Here is a 15647-nt window from a genome sequence, read left to right as displayed (position 1 = left end):
AAGGACTCGACCAGATTAGCAAACCTTTGAGGGTCCTCGCGCCACCGTTTCAGTCCCCCACCGCCCGCCTGGGCGGCTCGGCGTACTGGTCGAACAGGACGTCCTGGTGCAGCGACGTAAGATCGATCACCTCGGCCGGCGGCTCTTCGACGACCTGGCGGCGCTCGCGGGCCCGCCGCAGTCGCTCAGCGCGCGCCTGGCGAGCCCGTACCCGGCGTTCACTGTCCACCTGTACGGCGACCCGTAGGAACCCCATGTACGCCAGCATGATGACCACGGACGGCGCGACCCCCCACCACGGGATCATCTGGACCGCGGCCGTGACGACCGAGGCCAGCACCAGCAGCGTGGTGAAGAACAGCAGCCGGCGCCGGCGGGCGACGATGATGGCGCGGCGCCGCAGCCGGAACCGGCGGACGTCGACCTTCTCGGCCTCCGACGACGACGGCGGCGGCGGCGCGCCCTCGTCCTCATCGGAGCCCTCCATGGACGAGGGCTCCAGGTTGTCGAGGTCGGGCAGCTGGTGCTCGCCGGTGTAGTACTCCTCGAGCTCGGCCAGCTCGGCGAGGTTCGTCTTGTCCTTGCGCAGCCACATCGGGATGAGGACGCACAGCCACATGACGACAATGGCGAGGTAGAGGAGGACGCTGCTCACGGCCACCTCCGTATGAGGGCAGCACGAAAACGCATGTGGGTTCGTTGCGTCTTCAATGTGCTCACGTCACGCACCGTAAGACCGCGTGTTCTGATTGACGAGCATTCGGTGCGGTGTGTCGCGAGATCGTCAAACCTCTTCGACAGGAGACCCCCCGCGAGCGGCCGACTCGCGGGCGCGACGCCACTGCACGAGCAGCCCGCCGGGCACGTCCTCGACGGTCAACGCGTAGCAAATGTGGTCGCGCCAGGCTCCGTCAATGTGGAGTTGGCGACGCCGAATGCCTTCTTCCCTGAATCCGAGCTTCTCAACCACCCTACGGCTGGCTTGGTTCTCGGGGCGGATGTTCGCCTCTAGCCGATGCAATCCGGTGGTGAAGAAGCAATGGTCGACGGCCATGGCGAGGGCGGTGGGGGTGATCCCCCGGCCGGCCAGGGCGCCGTCGATCCAGTATCCGACCTGGGCAGATCGGGCGGATCCCCACACGATCGCGCCCACGGTCAGCTGGCCCGCGAAGCGCCCCTCGTACGTGACCACCCACGGCAGCGCCAGCCCTTGCCTGGCCTCGCGCCGCAGGGTGCCGACCATGGAGATGTAGGGGCCGAGCCCGGTCCTGAACAGGGGCGTCTCAGGATTGCTCGGCTCCCAGGGACGCAGCCAGTCCGCATTGCGCAGCCTGGTCTCGCGCCACACGCGTACGTCGCTCAGCCGCAGCGGCCGGAGGCCTACCGGGCCTTCGTTGAGGGCCGCCGGCCAGCCACGAAGTCGATCCACATCTCTCATCATCCCCCCATCGGGCATGATGTCGCCACGTGCGCACCGAATCACGGTCAGCGCGGGTGATCGCCGCCCCCGATCTGGTCGACCGCGTGCCGCAGGATCGGGGCGAGTACGGCCACGCCATCGCGTACGCCACCGGACGATCCGGGCAGGTTCACGATCAAGGTGTTGCCTGCTTGACCGGCCAGCCCACGGGACAGGACGGAGGTCGGGACCTTGTCGCGGTTCGCCATCCTGATCGCCTCGGCGATGCCAGGAATCTCCCGGGAGATCACCCGGGCGGTGATCTCCGGCGTCAGATCCATCGGCGTCAGCCCGGTCCCCCCGGTGGTCACGATGACGTCGTAGCCGTCCGCCAGCCCCTTGCGCAGCGCCGCCTCGACGGGGTCACCGTCCGGCACCACCAGCGGGCCGTCGACGACCTCGCACCCGGCGTCGTCGCGGAGCAGCTCGACCAGCAACGGTCCTGATTTATCGGCATAAATCCCGGCGGACGCCCGGTTCGACACGGTGATCACCAGTGCCCGCATCAGCCCTCCGGCTCCCTCGTCCAGCGGCCGGTCTTCCCGCCCAGCTTCTCCTCCACCCGCACGTCGGTGATCACCGCTCCCGGATCCACCGCCTTGACCATGTCGATCAGGGCCAGCGCCGCGACCGAGACCGCCGTCAGCGCCTCCATCTCCACGCCGGTGCGGTCGGCCGTCTTCACCCGGCACGTGATCGCCACGCCCCAGTCCTCGACGTCCAGCGTGACCTTCACCCCGTGCAACGCGATCGGATGACAGAGCGGAATGAGATCAGGAGTCCGCTTCGCCCCCATGATCCCCGCGATCCGCGCCACCCCCAGCGCGTCACCCTTGGGCACCTCCCCCGACCGCAGCAACGCGACCACCTCGGCCGACAGCAGCACCCGGCCGGTGGCCACGGCACTACGCGCCGACACGTCCTTGGCGGACACGTCCACCATGCGCGCGGCGCCCGTTTCGTCGATGTGCGTCAGCTCGCTCATAGACTCCTCCTCGCCGGTCCGGCGAGGAGGCCGCTGTGCCCGCTTCGCCCTCTCACAGCCGGATCACCTCCACCTCGCTGCCACCGGGCACCTCGGTCACGTCCTCGGGCACCACGATCAGCGCGTTCGCCGAGGCCAGGGCCGCCAGCTGATGCGAGCCCTGCCCGTGCACCGGCGACACGGTGCCGTCGGAGGCGAGCACGCCCCGCAGGTAGGACCGCCGCCCCGCGGGCGAGCGCAGCGGGCCGGTGACGTAGGCGGTCACCGCTTCAGGCAGGCCGCCGGGCAGCCCGCGCATCTTGGCGAGCGCAGGACGTACGAACAGCATGAAAGAGACATAAGACGACACCGGATTGCCGGGCAGGGCGAAGATCGGCACCTCGTCCTCACCCAGGACGCCGAACCCCTGCGGCATCCCCGGCTGCATGGCGACCTTCTCGAAACGTACGGTGCCCAGCGGGGACAGAGCCTCCTTGACCGGCTCGTAGGCCCCCATCGACACCCCACCGCTGGTGATGATCGCATCGGCCCGCACCAGGTGGGTGTCGAGCCGGTCGAGCAGCACGGCGGGATCGTCCCCGACGGAGCCCGCGCGGAACCCCTCCGCGCCCGTCTCCCGCACCGCGGCCGTCAACGTGAAGCTGTTGGAATCCCAGATCTGCCCGGGCGCCAGCTGCCCGCCCGGCTCCACCAGCTCGGCGCCGGTGGAGATGACGACGACCCGAGGCCGCGGCCGCGCCAGCACCCGCCGCCGCCCCACCCCGGCGATGATCCCCAGCTGCGCCGCCCCGATCACTGTGCCGGTCTTGAGCACGACCTCGCCGGCCTGCACGTCCTCCCCCGCCCGGCGGATCGCGTTGCCTTCCTGTACGGGGCGGTCGATCGTCACCGAGACCGTCCCCCCGTCCGTCCACTCCACCGGCACCACGGCATCGGCGCCGGCCGGGACGGGAGCCCCGGTCATGATGCGTACGGCGTGCCCCGGCCCCACAGCCCGCAGCTCATGAGACCCGGCCGCCACGTCGTCGATCACCGGCAACCTCACCGGAAGGTCGGTGATATCCGCCGATCGCACGGCATAGCCATCCATGGCCGAGTTGTCGAACGGCGGCAGCGGCACCGGCGACGACACCTCCTCGGCCAGCGTCGCCCCCAGCGCCTGCTCCAACTCGAGCTCCAGCGGCGCCAGAGGACGCACGGTGGCCAGGATCTCGGCCAGATGCGCGTCAACCGATTTCATCGAGGAACTCCCGCAACCACGGCACGAAATCACCGGCCAGATCCTCCCGATCCGCCGCGAACTTCACCACGGTCCGCAAGTAATCCAGCTTGTCTCCAGTGTCGTACCGCCGTCCCCTGAACAGCACCCCGTGCACCGGGCCGCCCTCATGGGAGCCGCGCGCCGCGAGCGTGCGCAGCGCGTCGGTGAGCTGGATCTCGCCCCCACGCCCCGGTGGAGTGTCCTCCAGCACCTCGAACACCGCGGGATCGATCACATAACGCCCGATGATGGCCCAATTGGACGGCGCCTCGTCGACCGGCGGCTTCTCCACCAGATCGGTCACCCGCACGACGTCGTCCTCGGCGGTGGCCTCGATGGTCGCGACGCCGTACAGCGAGACCTGCTCCTTGGGCACCTCCATCAGCGCGATCACGCTGCCGCCGAACGTGTCGCGCACCTCTATCATGCGTTTGAGCAGCGGGTCGCGATAGTCGATCAAGTCGTCGCCGAGCAGGCAGGCGAACGGGTGGTCACCGACGTGCTGCTTGGCGCACAACACCGCGTGGCCGAGCCCCTTCGGCTCGCCCTGCCGCACATAGTGGAGCGTCGCCAGCGAGGCGGGCTCACGGACCTGGGACAGCCGATGCTCGTCGCCCTTCGCCTCCAAGGCCTCCTCGAGCTCGAACGCGCGGTCGAAGTGGTCCTCTATGGAGCGCTTGTTCTTGCCGGTGACCATGAGCACATCGAGCAGCCCGGCGGAGGCGGCCTCCTCGACGACATACTGGATCGCGGGCTTGTCGACGATGGGCAACATCTCTTTGGGTGTCGCCTTGGTCGCCGGGAGGAACCGGGTGCCCAGACCCGCGGCGGGCACGACGGCTTTCGTCACAGGGTCAAAGTCAGCCATGAGTAGACCCTAGTGGAGGGACCTGTGGACAAGTTGAACCTGCGCCGCGAGCTGAACGCGGCGCGTAGCTCACTCTCCCCCGAGCAGTTGCGGGCAAACGCCATCAAGGTCCGCGAAACGCTGCTCGAGCAGCCGTGGGTCCAGATGGCCGGCCTGGTGGCCTGCTACTGGTCGACGGGGGTGGAGCCGGATACGCACGGGCTCGTGTTCGCTCTGTGGAAACACGGCGCCACGGTGATCCTTCCCGTCCTGCGTGACGACTATGACCTGGATTGGGCAGTGTACGACGGGCCGGACACACTGGCGCCGGGACGCTTCGGGATCATGGAGCCGGTCGACGCACGCCGCGGCGTCGACGCCATCCGCACGGCCGCGCTGGTGATCGTGCCCGCGCTGGCGGTCGACCGACGTACGGGGGTGCGCCTCGGCCGCGGCGGCGGCTCGTACGATCGTGCCCTGGCCAGGGTCGGCCCGAACGTGCCAACGGTGGCTTTGCTGCACGACGGCGAGCTGATCGACGGCATCCCCGCGGAGCCGCACGATCGACGAGTCCGCTATGCCATGACACCAGCGGGACTCACTAGTCTTATGTGAACGAAAGTACGAGAGGGGGCCAGATGACGCTTGAGATCTGGCTCCTTCTCGGTGCTGTCATCGTCATCGCGGCCATTGCGTCCGTACGTGTCGCGCATCGCATGGGCCTGCCCAGTCTGCTCGTGTACCTGGGCTTCGGTCTGCTCCTGGGGGAATCCGGGTTCGGGATCCTTTTCGACAACCCGCACGTGGCGCAGCAAATCGGCCTGACCGCGCTGGCCGTGATCCTGGCCGAGGGCGGACTCACCACGAACTGGTCCCACGTGCGGCGTTCGGTGCCCTTGGCCCTGGTGCTGGCGACCGTGGGCGTGACGGTCAGCATCGTCGTGGTGGCGCTGGCCGCACAGGGACTGCTCGGCCTCGGCCCGAATGCGGCGCTGATCCTCGGCGCGGTACTGGCCTCCACGGACGCGGCGGCCGTCTTCTCCGTCCTGCGGCGGTTGCCGCTCCCGCCCCGGCTGGCCGGCGCCCTGGAGGCGGAGTCCGGCTTCAACGACGCCCCGACCGTGATCGCCGTGGTGCTGCTCAGCGGGGCGTCGAACTCGTCGCCGACGTTGGGAACGTTCCTCCTGGAGACCTCCGTCGAGCTGATCATCGGCGCGGCGATCGGCCTCGCCGTCGGCCCGGCGGGCGCGTACGCCCTGCGCCGCGTCGCGCTCCCCGCCTCCGGCCTCTACCCCATCGCCGTCCTCGCGCTCACCTTCGTCTCGTACGGCGGCGCGGTGCTGCTGCACGGCTCCGGCTTCCTGGCCGTCTACCTGTCGGCGCTGATCCTGGGCAATTCGCGGCTGCCGCACCGGGCGGCGACCAGGGGTTTCGCGGAGGGCGCCGCCTGGCTGGCGCAAATCGGGCTGTTCGTCATGCTGGGTCTGCTGGCCAGCCCCAAGGAGATGCCGTCGGCCGTCGTACCCGGCCTGATCACCGGCACCGTCCTGGTGCTCCTGGCCCGCCCGCTCTCCGTACTGGTGAGCTCCCTGCTGTCGTGGGCGTTGCGGCAGGGCTGGGTGAGCTGGCGCGAGCAGGCGTTCCTGTCGTGGGCCGGGCTGCGGGGCGCGATCCCGATCGTGCTCGCGACCATCCCCTGGGCGGCCGACGTCGACTACTCCAAGGAGATCTTCAACCAGGTCTTCGTGATCGTCATCGTGTTCACCCTGCTCCAGGGGCCGACGCTGCCGTTCGCGGCCCGGCTGCTCAGGGTGGCCGCCCCCGGCGAGGCACACGATCTCGCGGTGGAGGCCGCGCCGCTGGAGGAGCTCAAGGCGGACCTGCTGCAGGTCCGCGTGCCGCCCGGCTCGCGCCTGCACGGCGTGGAGATCTTCGAGCTGCGCCTGCCGGCCGGCGCCCAGGTGACGCTGATCGTCCGCGAGTCCAAATCGTTCGTGCCCGCCAGCACCACCCGGGTCAGGGTGAACGACCAGCTCCTCATCGTCACCACCGCCTCGTGCCGCGACCAGGTCGAACGCCGCCTGCGGGCGGTCAGCCGCAGTGGCAAGCTGGCCGGCTGGTACGGAGAGCGGGGATTGGAATAGGCGTTTGACCTAATCGGTTACCATTAGCAGTCGCAACGCCGGAGTGCCAGACTCTGAAGGAGGAGCCGCGTGCCGACTTACCAGTACGCCTGCAACGACTGCGGTGAGCCGCTCGAGGTCGTTCAGAAGTTCAGCGACGACGCGTTGACGGTGTGCCCGGCCTGCCAGGGCAACCTGCGGAAGGTGTTCTCCGCGGTGGGCATCGTGTTCAAGGGCTCGGGCTTCTACCGGACCGACAACCGCACGTCGTCCCCCTCGTCGACCGCGTCCTCCAACGGGTCGTCCTCCAACGGGTCGTCGAAGTCGTCGGAGAGCAAGTCCTCCTCGGACTCCTCCAGCTCCTCCACCACTACCCCGGCTCCCGCCGCCGCCTCCAACTGAGCGGCCCTTTTCCGGGATGGTAGAGGGCGGGCCGGCCCAGCAAGCCGTAATCATCCCTGGCGGCAGGGGCGGCCCGTACGCAGGCCTCCTGGCCTACGCGAGCGCGGTCGCCGCCCGGCGGGGCGCCAAGCTGGAACTGATCTGGTGGACGCCGCCGGAAGACCGCCCCATGGTGGACAACTGGCTCTGGGTCCACGATCAGGTGACATCCGTCGTGGAGAAGCTGCCCTCCTCCCCCACGCCTGTGTTGATCGGCAAGTCACTCGGTTCGTACGGCGCCGGCGTCGCCGCTGTCCGCGCCCTTCCGGCCGTCTGGCTGACGCCCTTGCTGACGAAGCCCGCGTGCGCGGAGGCGCTGAGCCGGGCCACGGAGCCGTTCCTCCTGGTCGGCGGCACCGGGGACGATTACTGGGACGGCGGGCTGGCGCGGGAGCTGACGCCGCACGTCCTGGAGGTCGCGGACGCCGACCACGGCATGATGGTGCCGGGGCCGCTACGCGGATCCGGCGAGGTTCTCGGCCAGGTGCTGACGGCCATCGAAACCTTCCTCAACGACGTCGTCTGGCGCTAGCCGCGATGCCCCGGGGTAGGCCGCCAGCTGCGATCGCCTGGGCACGTGGCACTGGGGACCCGGAGCGGTCGGAGTTATCCACAGAACAGCCCTCGGCCGCCCCACACCCAGCCCCCATCCGACTACTCTCAGCGCCATGGTCACTCGCGCAGACATAGGCGTCATCGGAGGCTCAGGCTTCTACTCGCTCCTCGACGATGCCGAGGAAATCGAGCTAGCCACCCCCTACGGCCCTCCCAGCGACGTCGTCACGGTCGGACGCATCGGCTCCCGTTCCGTCGCTTTCATCCCCCGCCACGGCCGAGATCACCGTTTCCCGCCGCACCGCATCCCCTACCGCGCCAACCTCTGGGCCCTGCGCTCGCTCGGCGTTCGCCAAGTGCTCGCGCCAAGCGCTGTAGGCTCCCTGCAAGCCGAATACGGCCCGGGCGCCATGGTCATCCCCGACCAATTGGTAGATCGCACCTCAGGCCGCGTCCAGACCTATTACGACATAGACGGCGCCGTCCACGTCGCGTTCGCCGACCCTTACTGCCCGTCGGGCCGAGCGGTGGCCGTAGGAGCAGCCCGCACGGGCGACTGGGAAACCGTCGACGGCGGCACGCTGGTGGTCATCGAGGGCCCGCGCTTCTCCACCCGGGCAGAGTCGCAGTGGTTCGCGGCCAACGGCTGGTCGATCGTCGGCATGACCGGTTTCCCCGAAGCGGTCCTGGCCCGCGAGCTGGCCCTGTGTTACACGTCGCTCTGCCTGGTGACCGACCACGACGCCGGGGTGGAGGCGGGCCAGGGCGTGACACATGACGAGGTCCTCGAGTTCTTCGCCCAAAACGTCACCCGCATGCGCACGCTGGTGTCGGAGACCGTGCAAGCCCTGCCCGAAGAGCGCACGTGCCCCTGCGGCTCGACCCTGGACGGCCTCAAGCTCCCCTTCGACCTACCGTGATCCAATCCTGGCTCAACCGCTACGGCCGTCGCCGCCGCCTCGCGGCGGCAACGCTCGCCGCCATAGCCGTCATATCCGCCTATCTCGCCACCCGCCCATCCCCGCCCACCACGGTCCTGGTGGCGACCCGCGACCTCCTCCCCGGCCCCCTGACCCCGTCAGACCTCCACCCGGTCCCGATCAACCACGTCCCAGACGGCGCCGTACGCACGACAACGGCCGCAGTCGGCCGCTACCTGACCTCCCCCATGCGCAGAGGCGAGCCCTTGACGGACGCCCGCCTCCTGGACTCCTACCGCCTCTCACCAGGCATGGTCGCCACTCCCGTACGCATCTCCGACCCGGAAGCGGCGAAACTCCTCTCCCCTGGCTCCAGGATCAACGTCCTGGCAGCCTGGGAGGACACCCACCCGGCCCGCGCCATCGCAGAAGACGTAAGAGTGATAACAGCCGCAGACCGGCAAGAAGACGACAGCCACGGCGCCCTCGTCGTCCTGGCGACCACCCCGACCCAAGCAGCAGAACTGGCCGCCGCCCAAGCAAGCGCCCGCCTCTCGATCACCATCATCACGGCACCCTGACAACCAGCAATCGAAGAGCTCGAGGACGCTGGAGAGACGGAGCTACCAGCGATTGCTAGAGCAGCGAATCCATCTTGGGGTCATACTCCCAATGCCACGGCTCGAACGGGCTGCTGTAGGCCCACGACGGATGGAACCACCCATACTTCTTGGAGTTCCGCTCCATCCACACGAACTCGCTGGAGCCCGATCTCTCCACCCCACCACACAGGTCCACAGCCAGCCCCAGCCCGTGGTTACTCCGCCCCGGCACGGCGGCGAACCCCGGCCGCCGATAGTAAATGGACTGCTGCGCAGCCAGGCTCCGGTAGGCGTCGGTAACGCAAATGGGCTTCCCGAACCGCTTGCGATAGGCCTCGTTCAAGCTCACGAACGCGATGGTGGCGTCAGCCCGCAGACTGAACCCCTTCTGCTGCAACGGACAGAGCATGCCCTTGGGGATGAGCCCGTTGGGAAAGTCCCCAGCCGTCGCCGCCCGCAACGGATCGCACCCCAGCGCCGCCCGCCCCACTTTGTCGATCTTGATGCCCAGCTTCACCAAGGCCGCGGTCAACGACTTCACGATCTTGTCCGACCGCTGCCGCAACGTATCGACCTCGGCCGCCAACTGCGCCTCCGCCAGCAGGTTGCCGGCCCGGAGCTCCTGAGCCTCGGCCGCCAGCCGCTCGGTCTCCTTGTAGAGCGCACTGGTCTGCTCAACAACCTGCTGCCGCACTGCGACCATCTGGGTGGCATCGGACAAGGCCCGCAGGGTCCCCTCATCCGCCCCCTCGGCCATAAACGGCAGGACCCCTCCTGCCGCGATCGGCTGCTCGTACAACAACTCGACCATCTGCGACACGGGCTGCCGCATCACCGTGAGCCGTCGCTCCAACTCCTGCAGCGCGGTCAGCTTGGTCTTGAGCTCCTTCTCGGAGGCCGCGATCGTGCTCCGCCGGTTCTCTAGAGCCTTGGTGGCCTCTTCGAGCTCCTTGGCCGACCGCTCAGCCGCTTTCCTGAGCTCACCAAGGTCGTTCGGATCCCGCAGTTCCTGAGCACGTGCCTGCCGATCAGCCGAGCCCCGAACCTGAGCTTGAGCCTGACCCGCCGCAGCAGGCACCAAAAGAGAAGCCACCACCGCCATGACGACCGCGATCAGACCCACTGATCGAGGGGCTGGCACGTTCGACTCCTCCGTATGCAAACTCGTTACCTGGGTCAGGCACGCACGTTACTACAGCCCCCAGAGTGTCCGGACCGAACTCCGGAGAGCTGTTATGAGACAAAAGACCCACTTTCCACAACCACCCCCCACAACCAGCCATAACCCCACCCCAGCCCATCACCTGGAGCCCTCGCTTCCGGACCGGCACAACCACCCACCCGCCCCCCAGAATGGCCCCCTCATCCCTGCAACCCGCGGACCGTGCGCCGTACCAAGCGTGCACCTGCCCACCGCCATCCACCCCGGGACCCACCACAGCAGCCGACCAAGAGGGCTAACCCAGCAACCTCAAAGCCCGGGCATGGAGCTGTCGGCAAACCCCAGAGTGCCTACTTGCTCCTCCTCCCGGCACAGCTCCCACAACCAGGTGTCCACCCACGCCGCCGGACACCCATCCCAGGGCTGCACAGGAGCAGGCGTATAGGGCTCCTCGCCAACAGACGGCGGACCAGGCTCGGCAGCGACATCCTCGTCCCCGCCCCGGGGCTCCTTAGCCACCACCCTCACCGGCGCCGGCACAACAGCTTCGTACATACGATCAGGACCAGCCGGCGCGGGCACGAGCCTCGGCCCGAACACCAGCCCCCTCCCACCGCCGCCACCCGCCATACCAGCGGACACGACACCATCCTCAAGCCCCCGCGCCTGGCCCACCAGCAATCCGCCGGCAAGGATCGCCGGCGCCAGCAACGCCCCGAACAACACAACGGGCCGCCGCCGCACCTGCCTGCACCGCCTCCTGGTCACAGGCAGACGCTATCCACGGTGGACGCTCACGAATCTGATCACTTGTCATGCCTTTACCGCAGCTCAGAGCACCCATAACCCACCCCCCCAAACTCTTCCCAGACCTACGTCCCACGCAGTGCCAGACTTTCGCTAGGCTTACGAGAGTCCGCCTCCGTAGCTCAGGGGATAGAGCACCGCTCTCCTAAAGCGGGTGCCGCAGGTTCGAATCCTGCCGGGGGCACTTGATTGACCAGGCATTTCCCGCTCTGACCAGCGGTTTCCTTGATTCCGTCTCGGCATGATCCTGTCAGCGAGAGCAACCGTATGCAGCCGTAGGTCAGTGATCACGGAATATGCTCGGAATGATCTCGGACCGTTTTGCTACGCTCCCAGCGCTCTATTGATCTTCCCGTTGACAGTTCGGCGTTGCCCGTCAAGGCACTTCTCGTATACGCGGTGCAGGACCTCCACGCTTGTGCCCGCTCGCTTCGCCACCTCGGCCGCCGGCACACCCGCGTTCAGCCACAAGGACACCGCCGCGTGCCGTAGGTCGTACGGCCTGCCCGCCAAGGGCGAGCGCGCCTGTGCTCGCGTGAAGGCCAGCATGCGCGTTTCCTGCCAAACGGTCGTGTAAGCCGACGCCGAGTAGGGCTTGCCGCGTGAGGTTCGGAACAGTCGTCCGTCCTCGGCCGTTCCGTAGGTCTTGATGTGGTCCCGCAGGATCGCTACAAGAACGGGCGGAATGGGGATCTCTCGGGTTTCCTTCTCGGCGCGATGCTTGAGATGCCGCGCGTCGTGCGTCTCTCCCGACGTGGTCCACCTCTTGTTGGCTTGAGGTCGCGCCCTCTCCAGGATGATCAATCCCCAGCCCTTCTCAGGCAAAGTCAGGTTGTCCGCGCGAAGGTCGGCCGCCTCTTCTGGCCGGAGCGCGGCGTAGTACATGCAGGCGAACATGGCCTTCAATCGCTGACCTCGCGTCCGGCCGACCTTTGGCACGGCTTCGAGAAGCGCCTTGGCCTGTCGAGGGTTGACCACCATTCGAGGGTCCACCGCGACGACCGTCTTGGGACGGCGGCTCGTGATCCCCTTGAGGTTCTTCAGCGGGTTGCTCGTCAGCTTCTCCCCATGAACGGCGAGTTCAAGCAGATGGTTGAGCACCTCGCGTTTGCGAGCGATCGTGTTGGGCGCAGCGGCCTTGCCCGCGAACGTCACTGAGATGGCGGCCAGCGCGGTCCGAGCGATACCGTCTTCTTCCAGCGCGGACAGCGGCAGTGATGCCTTCTCCAGCCATCGCAAGGTCACGGTCTGTTCCCTGGTCAACTCGGCCCGTCTGCCCTCGGGCAGTAGCACGTGGTTGCGCAGGACTTCCCGCAGCTCGTCATCGGTCGGTCGGTCGGGTAGATCAGCCACCAGTGCGGGAATCACACACAGCAGGGCGTAAGCATCGGTTTCGCGCGTTCTGGCAGCCGTGTGTGGCCATCGACTGATCACGTAGTCTTGCGCAAACTCCAGGACGGACGGTCCGACAGGTTCAGGTTCGGATTCAAGATGCGACAGCGGCAGACCGCTGGCGATGTCGAAGGCTTCCCCGTCCTTGGCTGCTTGCCGCAGTTCGGCCAGGTAGTTCTGGGCCTGTTGCTTGGTTCGCAGCGTCTTGGACTTGGGCGCGCCGGCCACGGTCCAACGCGCGGTGTACGAGACGACGCGTCTCGGTTTGCCTGGTTTGGGACTCGACAGGTTCGGCCGCAGCTCCCAGAACTTGACGTCGTAGCTGGTCGTCTTCATGCCGTTTCCCTCAGCGATTCCAGCCATGCCGTGAGATCGCTCCGCCAGATGCGCAGGTCGCCGTTGGGTAGCTTGACGCACACCGGCGCGCGGCCCAGCTCGCGCCACCGGTAGAAGGTCCGCCGCGAGACGCCGCCCAACTCTTCCAGGACCTCCGGAAGCGGCAATAGCTGATCGCGTCGTGTGGTCATGCTGCCACCCCTTCCTTGGGTACGTTCCGTGGTTGGTTCACCGGTCTTGTCTGCGGCCAACGTGATCTTCGACGTTCTTCGCGTTCTTGGCGTACGAGCGTGGCGATGTACGTGTCGGCGGCGTCGACGTAGCCCTGTCCGGCGAAGTGCCAGGTGGCGATCACCAGAGTGGAGGAGTCCACGGGTTGCCAGCGGTCCCCACCCTGCTTGAGGGCTTGCTGGCGACGAAAGGAACACCTCACCTCGCGAAGCGCGCCGAGCGTGGTCGAGTAGCGGCGTGACTTGGTCGAGAAGTGGCCGCGATAGCCGAGCATGTGTGCCCACGGCCGCAGTCGCAGGCCAGCAAGCTTCGGGTGAGCGTCAGTGTCCCCGAGCTGCCAGCAGGTATCGATCAGACGGCGTTGATGGGGTGTCAGCGCCAGGCCGTCGATGTCGCCGCGTTCTTTGATGCGGCGATCCACCGTGCCCTCGGTGGTGGCACCCTTGGTTGCGTACTTGGCGATGTAGCCCGCTACCTTCTCTTCGGTCATCTCCGCGCCGGTCAGCTCATCGGCGACGATGGGCGCCACATCGACATGACCGAACACGATGCGGCGTGATCCGCCCGAGGCAGGATCGTTGGGCGAGCTGACGTGAACGCCAGCAGCCGCGGCCCGGATCGCGTCCGCCAGCAGCTCCACGGTTGCCCAGTCCGGGGCATCGGCCAAGTCGCCGTCCGAGTCTCGGCCGTCCACCCGGATCACCGCGTGGAAGTGGACCATGCCGCGCGCTTGGAACTCGGCCACCTTGGCGAACGAGACGCGTGCCTGCCGGTTGAATGCCGCCTCGGTCAGGCCCGCCAGCTGCGCCAGCTCGCGCCGCAGCCGCATCGTGAAGCGCTGCCACAGTCGGCCAACTTCGGCATTCCACAGCACGTGTCCGGTGTAGTCGTAGCAGTCCGCGCACAGCGGTTGACCCACCAGCTCGTCATCGGCCTCGTGCCGGTCCGTGCACGACATCCGCCGCCCATGCGGGCACGTCGCAGCGTTGCGGCGAGGGTGGCACGGCAACCGCAGTCCGCGCCGCTCGTCCTTCCGCGGGCGATGGGCGTGCACCGCTCCGAAGCCAGGCGCGGTGAAGGTGGCCAGCACGCGAGGATGGGTCCGGACAGTTGCCGGCACGCCCTTGTCGCCGCCGAGCAAGCCTGCCCGGATCAGGTGGAACGTGTCGGCCCGGTAGGTCTCTGCGCACGACGGGCAGCGTGAAGCGCGCCGGTTGCCGCACGGCACCAGCATCACGCAGCCCGGCTCGCGACGTGTCGAGTAGGCCAGCCGGACCCGTCCATCGGGAAGCACGTGCCGGACATCGCCGCGGACCCGGATCGGCTGAGAGCAGCCGCCGAGCCGAGCCACCGCCCGAAAACGGTCCTGAAGTCCGCGCGGGATGGACACCAGCGGCGCGGTATCAACGACGCTCACCACACCGGCCTCCCGCACGGCGTAGCGATCACCACCGTGGGTTGCAGGTCTATGGTCAGGTCCCACACCGCGTTCGCGGCCCGCAGCGCCTGCGCCGACCGGTCGTCCACCGGCTGAGGCTTCTCGGCCAGCGCCTGAACCGACTCATTGCCGCCCAGACGGTCCAGCCCTTGTCCCACCCAGCGCAGCACGCGCGTGACAGACAGATCCTTCGCCTCAGCGCCGCTCGGCATGTCCGACGCATACAGCGCCACCGCGATCTCTTCCGGCAACAGGTCCGCAATCACGTTCAGGTTGATCACGTGTGTCTCCTCTGGGCATGGTCGGGGAACTGGTTCCAGACACGGCCGTCGAGCTCTCTGCCGCCTGCTTTTGGCGTGCGCCCGCCCCACTGCTTGAAGAAGAACGGGATCTCGGCGGCAACGCAGGCGTCTCGAATCGGAGTCACCCATTCGGCCCGGATCGGACGGTGGCCAGGCCCGCTCTCCCCGCCGACGATGACCCAGCCGATCCCCGTGAGATCCAGCGACGGGAGCGCTTCGAGCAACGGTTCCAGCGACAGGAAACGCACCGCAGCAGGCGTACGGCGAAGGTACTCAATTCGCCGGGTGTAGGCGTCGGCCTCAACCGAAGTCCCCAGCCACACGTTCGGCAGCACACCGTACGTGCCTGCAAGCTTGGCCACGGTCCGCACCATCCGCTCGGGGCGCTTGGTAAGTACCTGGTAGACGTGCTGCGGAGTGTTCGCCATCACGCGCCACACCTCGGCTACGAAGGTGGCCGGCACCTTGGCGTGGAAGAGGTCCGACATGGAATTGACGAACACCATGCGGGCACGCCGCCACCTGTAAGGGTCTGCCAGCGCGGCGGGATGGCATGTCACGGCGAACCCAGGCCCGCTCGTGCGGGGATCGCCGTCGTTCGCGTAGCGAGCCTGCCCCATGGCCTTCAGTCGACCGGCCAGGCGTAGGGCGTAGCAGTTGTCACAACCCGGCGAGATTCGGTCGCATCCGGTCACCGGATTCCATGTCGTCTCGGTCCATTCGATGGCCGTCTGAGCAGTCACGTCAGCGACCTCCTCTCCTCTTGGTGGTTGGAATCCCGGAGCG

The 15647-nt window shown here is 67.8% G+C and carries 18 protein-coding genes and 1 tRNA gene; 7 read left to right on the top strand and 12 right to left on the bottom strand.

Annotated features, from left to right (window positions below):
- Window positions 1-49 precede the first annotated feature (49 nt).
- The 6 genes from sepX to galU form a co-directional block, all read right to left on the bottom strand.
- Window positions 50-655: a divisome protein SepX/GlpR gene (gene sepX, locus OHA25_RS17335; protein WP_327588600.1), complete on the bottom strand. Its 606-nt coding sequence runs from the start codon at window positions 653-655 to the stop codon at window positions 50-52.
- Window positions 656-784: 129 nt separating this feature from the next.
- Window positions 785-1438, bottom strand: a complete 654-nt coding sequence (locus OHA25_RS17330) for a GNAT family N-acetyltransferase (protein ID WP_305921239.1) — start codon at window positions 1436-1438, stop codon at window positions 785-787.
- Window positions 1439-1485: 47 nt separating this feature from the next.
- Window positions 1486-1965 carry a MogA/MoaB family molybdenum cofactor biosynthesis protein gene (locus OHA25_RS17325; RefSeq protein WP_327588599.1) on the bottom strand — a complete coding sequence of 160 codons (480 nt, stop codon included), beginning with the start codon at window positions 1963-1965 and terminating at the stop codon, window positions 1486-1488.
- Window positions 1965-2444: a cyclic pyranopterin monophosphate synthase MoaC gene (gene moaC / locus OHA25_RS17320; RefSeq protein WP_305921188.1), complete on the bottom strand. Its 480-nt coding sequence runs from the start codon at window positions 2442-2444 to the stop codon at window positions 1965-1967. The genes OHA25_RS17325 and moaC overlap by 1 nt, the downstream gene beginning before the upstream one ends.
- Before the next feature lie 52 nt (window positions 2445-2496).
- Window positions 2497-3684 (bottom strand): molybdotransferase-like divisome protein Glp, encoded by a 1188-nt coding sequence (glp, locus tag OHA25_RS17315; RefSeq protein WP_327588598.1) that lies wholly within the window; start codon window positions 3682-3684, stop codon window positions 2497-2499.
- Window positions 3671-4573 carry a UTP--glucose-1-phosphate uridylyltransferase GalU gene (galU, locus tag OHA25_RS17310; RefSeq protein WP_305921190.1) on the bottom strand — a complete coding sequence of 301 codons (903 nt, stop codon included), beginning with the start codon at window positions 4571-4573 and terminating at the stop codon, window positions 3671-3673. The genes glp and galU overlap by 14 nt, the downstream gene beginning before the upstream one ends.
- Window positions 4574-4597: 24 nt before the next feature.
- Here galU and OHA25_RS17305 point away from each other — a divergent pair, with 24 nt between their 5' ends.
- The 6 genes from OHA25_RS17305 to cpaB all read left to right on the top strand — a co-directional run bounded on the left by OHA25_RS17305 (window position 4598) and on the right by cpaB (window position 9172).
- The gene (locus tag OHA25_RS17305; RefSeq protein ID WP_327588597.1) at window positions 4598-5167 is read left to right on the top strand and encodes a 5-formyltetrahydrofolate cyclo-ligase; all 570 of its coding nucleotides are present in this window, start codon (window positions 4598-4600) and stop codon (window positions 5165-5167) included.
- A gap of 23 nt (window positions 5168-5190) precedes the next feature.
- Window positions 5191-6696 carry a potassium/proton antiporter gene (locus OHA25_RS17300; RefSeq protein ID WP_327588596.1) on the top strand — a complete coding sequence of 502 codons (1506 nt, stop codon included), beginning with the start codon at window positions 5191-5193 and terminating at the stop codon, window positions 6694-6696.
- A 69-nt stretch (window positions 6697-6765) separates the two neighbouring features.
- Window positions 6766-7077: an FmdB family zinc ribbon protein gene (locus OHA25_RS17295; protein ID WP_327588595.1), complete on the top strand. Its 312-nt coding sequence runs from the start codon at window positions 6766-6768 to the stop codon at window positions 7075-7077.
- Window positions 7078-7093: 16 nt separating this feature from the next.
- A complete protein-coding gene (locus OHA25_RS17290) occupies window positions 7094-7648 on the top strand; it encodes a hypothetical protein (protein ID WP_327588594.1) in 555 nt (184 codons plus the stop codon).
- A 136-nt stretch (window positions 7649-7784) separates the two neighbouring features.
- A complete protein-coding gene (locus OHA25_RS17285; protein WP_327588593.1) occupies window positions 7785-8591 on the top strand; it encodes an S-methyl-5'-thioadenosine phosphorylase in 807 nt (268 codons plus the stop codon).
- On the top strand, window positions 8588-9172 hold the full coding sequence (gene cpaB, locus OHA25_RS17280) for a Flp pilus assembly protein CpaB (protein WP_327588592.1): 585 nt from the start codon (window positions 8588-8590) through the stop codon (window positions 9170-9172). The genes OHA25_RS17285 and cpaB overlap by 4 nt, the downstream gene beginning before the upstream one ends.
- Before the next feature lie 55 nt (window positions 9173-9227).
- Here cpaB and OHA25_RS17275 read toward each other — a convergent pair whose 3' ends face one another.
- A complete protein-coding gene (locus OHA25_RS17275) occupies window positions 9228-10316 on the bottom strand; it encodes a D-alanyl-D-alanine carboxypeptidase family protein (protein WP_327588591.1) in 1089 nt (362 codons plus the stop codon).
- A 957-nt stretch (window positions 10317-11273) separates the two neighbouring features.
- On the opposite strand from OHA25_RS17275, the gene OHA25_RS17270 reads away from it, so the two are divergent.
- A tRNA-Arg gene (locus OHA25_RS17270) sits at window positions 11274-11346 on the top strand.
- Window positions 11347-11486: 140 nt separating this feature from the next.
- Here the strand turns inward: OHA25_RS17270 and OHA25_RS17265 are convergent.
- Genes OHA25_RS17265 through OHA25_RS17245 form a run of 5 tightly spaced genes read right to left on the bottom strand, consistent with a single transcriptional unit; the run spans window position 11487 to window position 15604 of the window.
- Window positions 11487-12890 (bottom strand): tyrosine-type recombinase/integrase, encoded by a 1404-nt coding sequence (locus OHA25_RS17265; protein ID WP_327588590.1) that lies wholly within the window; start codon window positions 12888-12890, stop codon window positions 11487-11489.
- Complete coding sequence (locus OHA25_RS17260; RefSeq protein ID WP_327588589.1) at window positions 12887-13081, bottom strand: helix-turn-helix transcriptional regulator; 195 nt, start codon at window positions 13079-13081, stop codon at window positions 12887-12889. Before OHA25_RS17260 ends, OHA25_RS17265 begins: the two co-directional genes overlap by 4 nt.
- Window positions 13078-14538: a replication initiator gene (locus OHA25_RS17255; protein WP_327588588.1), complete on the bottom strand. Its 1461-nt coding sequence runs from the start codon at window positions 14536-14538 to the stop codon at window positions 13078-13080. Before OHA25_RS17255 ends, OHA25_RS17260 begins: the two co-directional genes overlap by 4 nt.
- The gene (locus tag OHA25_RS17250; protein WP_327588587.1) at window positions 14535-14840 is read right to left on the bottom strand and encodes a hypothetical protein; all 306 of its coding nucleotides are present in this window, start codon (window positions 14838-14840) and stop codon (window positions 14535-14537) included. Before OHA25_RS17250 ends, OHA25_RS17255 begins: the two co-directional genes overlap by 4 nt.
- Window positions 14837-15604: a DUF5131 family protein gene (locus OHA25_RS17245; RefSeq protein WP_327588586.1), complete on the bottom strand. Its 768-nt coding sequence runs from the start codon at window positions 15602-15604 to the stop codon at window positions 14837-14839. Before OHA25_RS17245 ends, OHA25_RS17250 begins: the two co-directional genes overlap by 4 nt.
- Window positions 15605-15647 lie beyond the last annotated feature (43 nt).

Origin of the sequence: Nonomuraea sp. NBC_00507 (assembly GCF_036013525.1) — a bacterium.
GTDB lineage: Bacteria > Actinomycetota > Actinomycetes > Streptosporangiales > Streptosporangiaceae > Nonomuraea.
This window is presented reverse-complemented; position numbering and strand designations above follow the sequence as displayed.

What these genes read in the sequence shown, in the direction of transcription:
- galU (WP_305921190.1), bottom strand. Translation starts at nt 4,573, where the DNA reads ATGGCTGACTTTGACCCTGTGACGAAAGCCGTCGTGCCCGCCGCGGGT.
- OHA25_RS17300 (WP_327588596.1), top strand. Translation starts at nt 5,191, where the DNA reads ATGACGCTTGAGATCTGGCTCCTTCTCGGTGCTGTCATCGTCATCGCG.
- OHA25_RS17325 (WP_327588599.1), bottom strand. Translation starts at nt 1,965, where the DNA reads ATGCGGGCACTGGTGATCACCGTGTCGAACCGGGCGTCCGCCGGGATT.
- OHA25_RS17260 (WP_327588589.1), bottom strand. Translation starts at nt 13,081, where the DNA reads ATGACCACACGACGCGATCAGCTATTGCCGCTTCCGGAGGTCCTGGAA.
- OHA25_RS17330 (WP_305921239.1), bottom strand. Translation starts at nt 1,438, where the DNA reads ATGAGAGATGTGGATCGACTTCGTGGCTGGCCGGCGGCCCTCAACGAA.
- moaC (WP_305921188.1), bottom strand. Translation starts at nt 2,444, where the DNA reads ATGAGCGAGCTGACGCACATCGACGAAACGGGCGCCGCGCGCATGGTG.
- OHA25_RS17265 (WP_327588590.1), bottom strand. Translation starts at nt 12,890, where the DNA reads ATGAAGACGACCAGCTACGACGTCAAGTTCTGGGAGCTGCGGCCGAAC.
- OHA25_RS17290 (WP_327588594.1), top strand. Translation starts at nt 7,094, where the DNA reads ATGGTAGAGGGCGGGCCGGCCCAGCAAGCCGTAATCATCCCTGGCGGC.
- OHA25_RS17285 (WP_327588593.1), top strand. Translation starts at nt 7,785, where the DNA reads ATGGTCACTCGCGCAGACATAGGCGTCATCGGAGGCTCAGGCTTCTAC.
- glp (WP_327588598.1), bottom strand. Translation starts at nt 3,684, where the DNA reads ATGAAATCGGTTGACGCGCATCTGGCCGAGATCCTGGCCACCGTGCGT.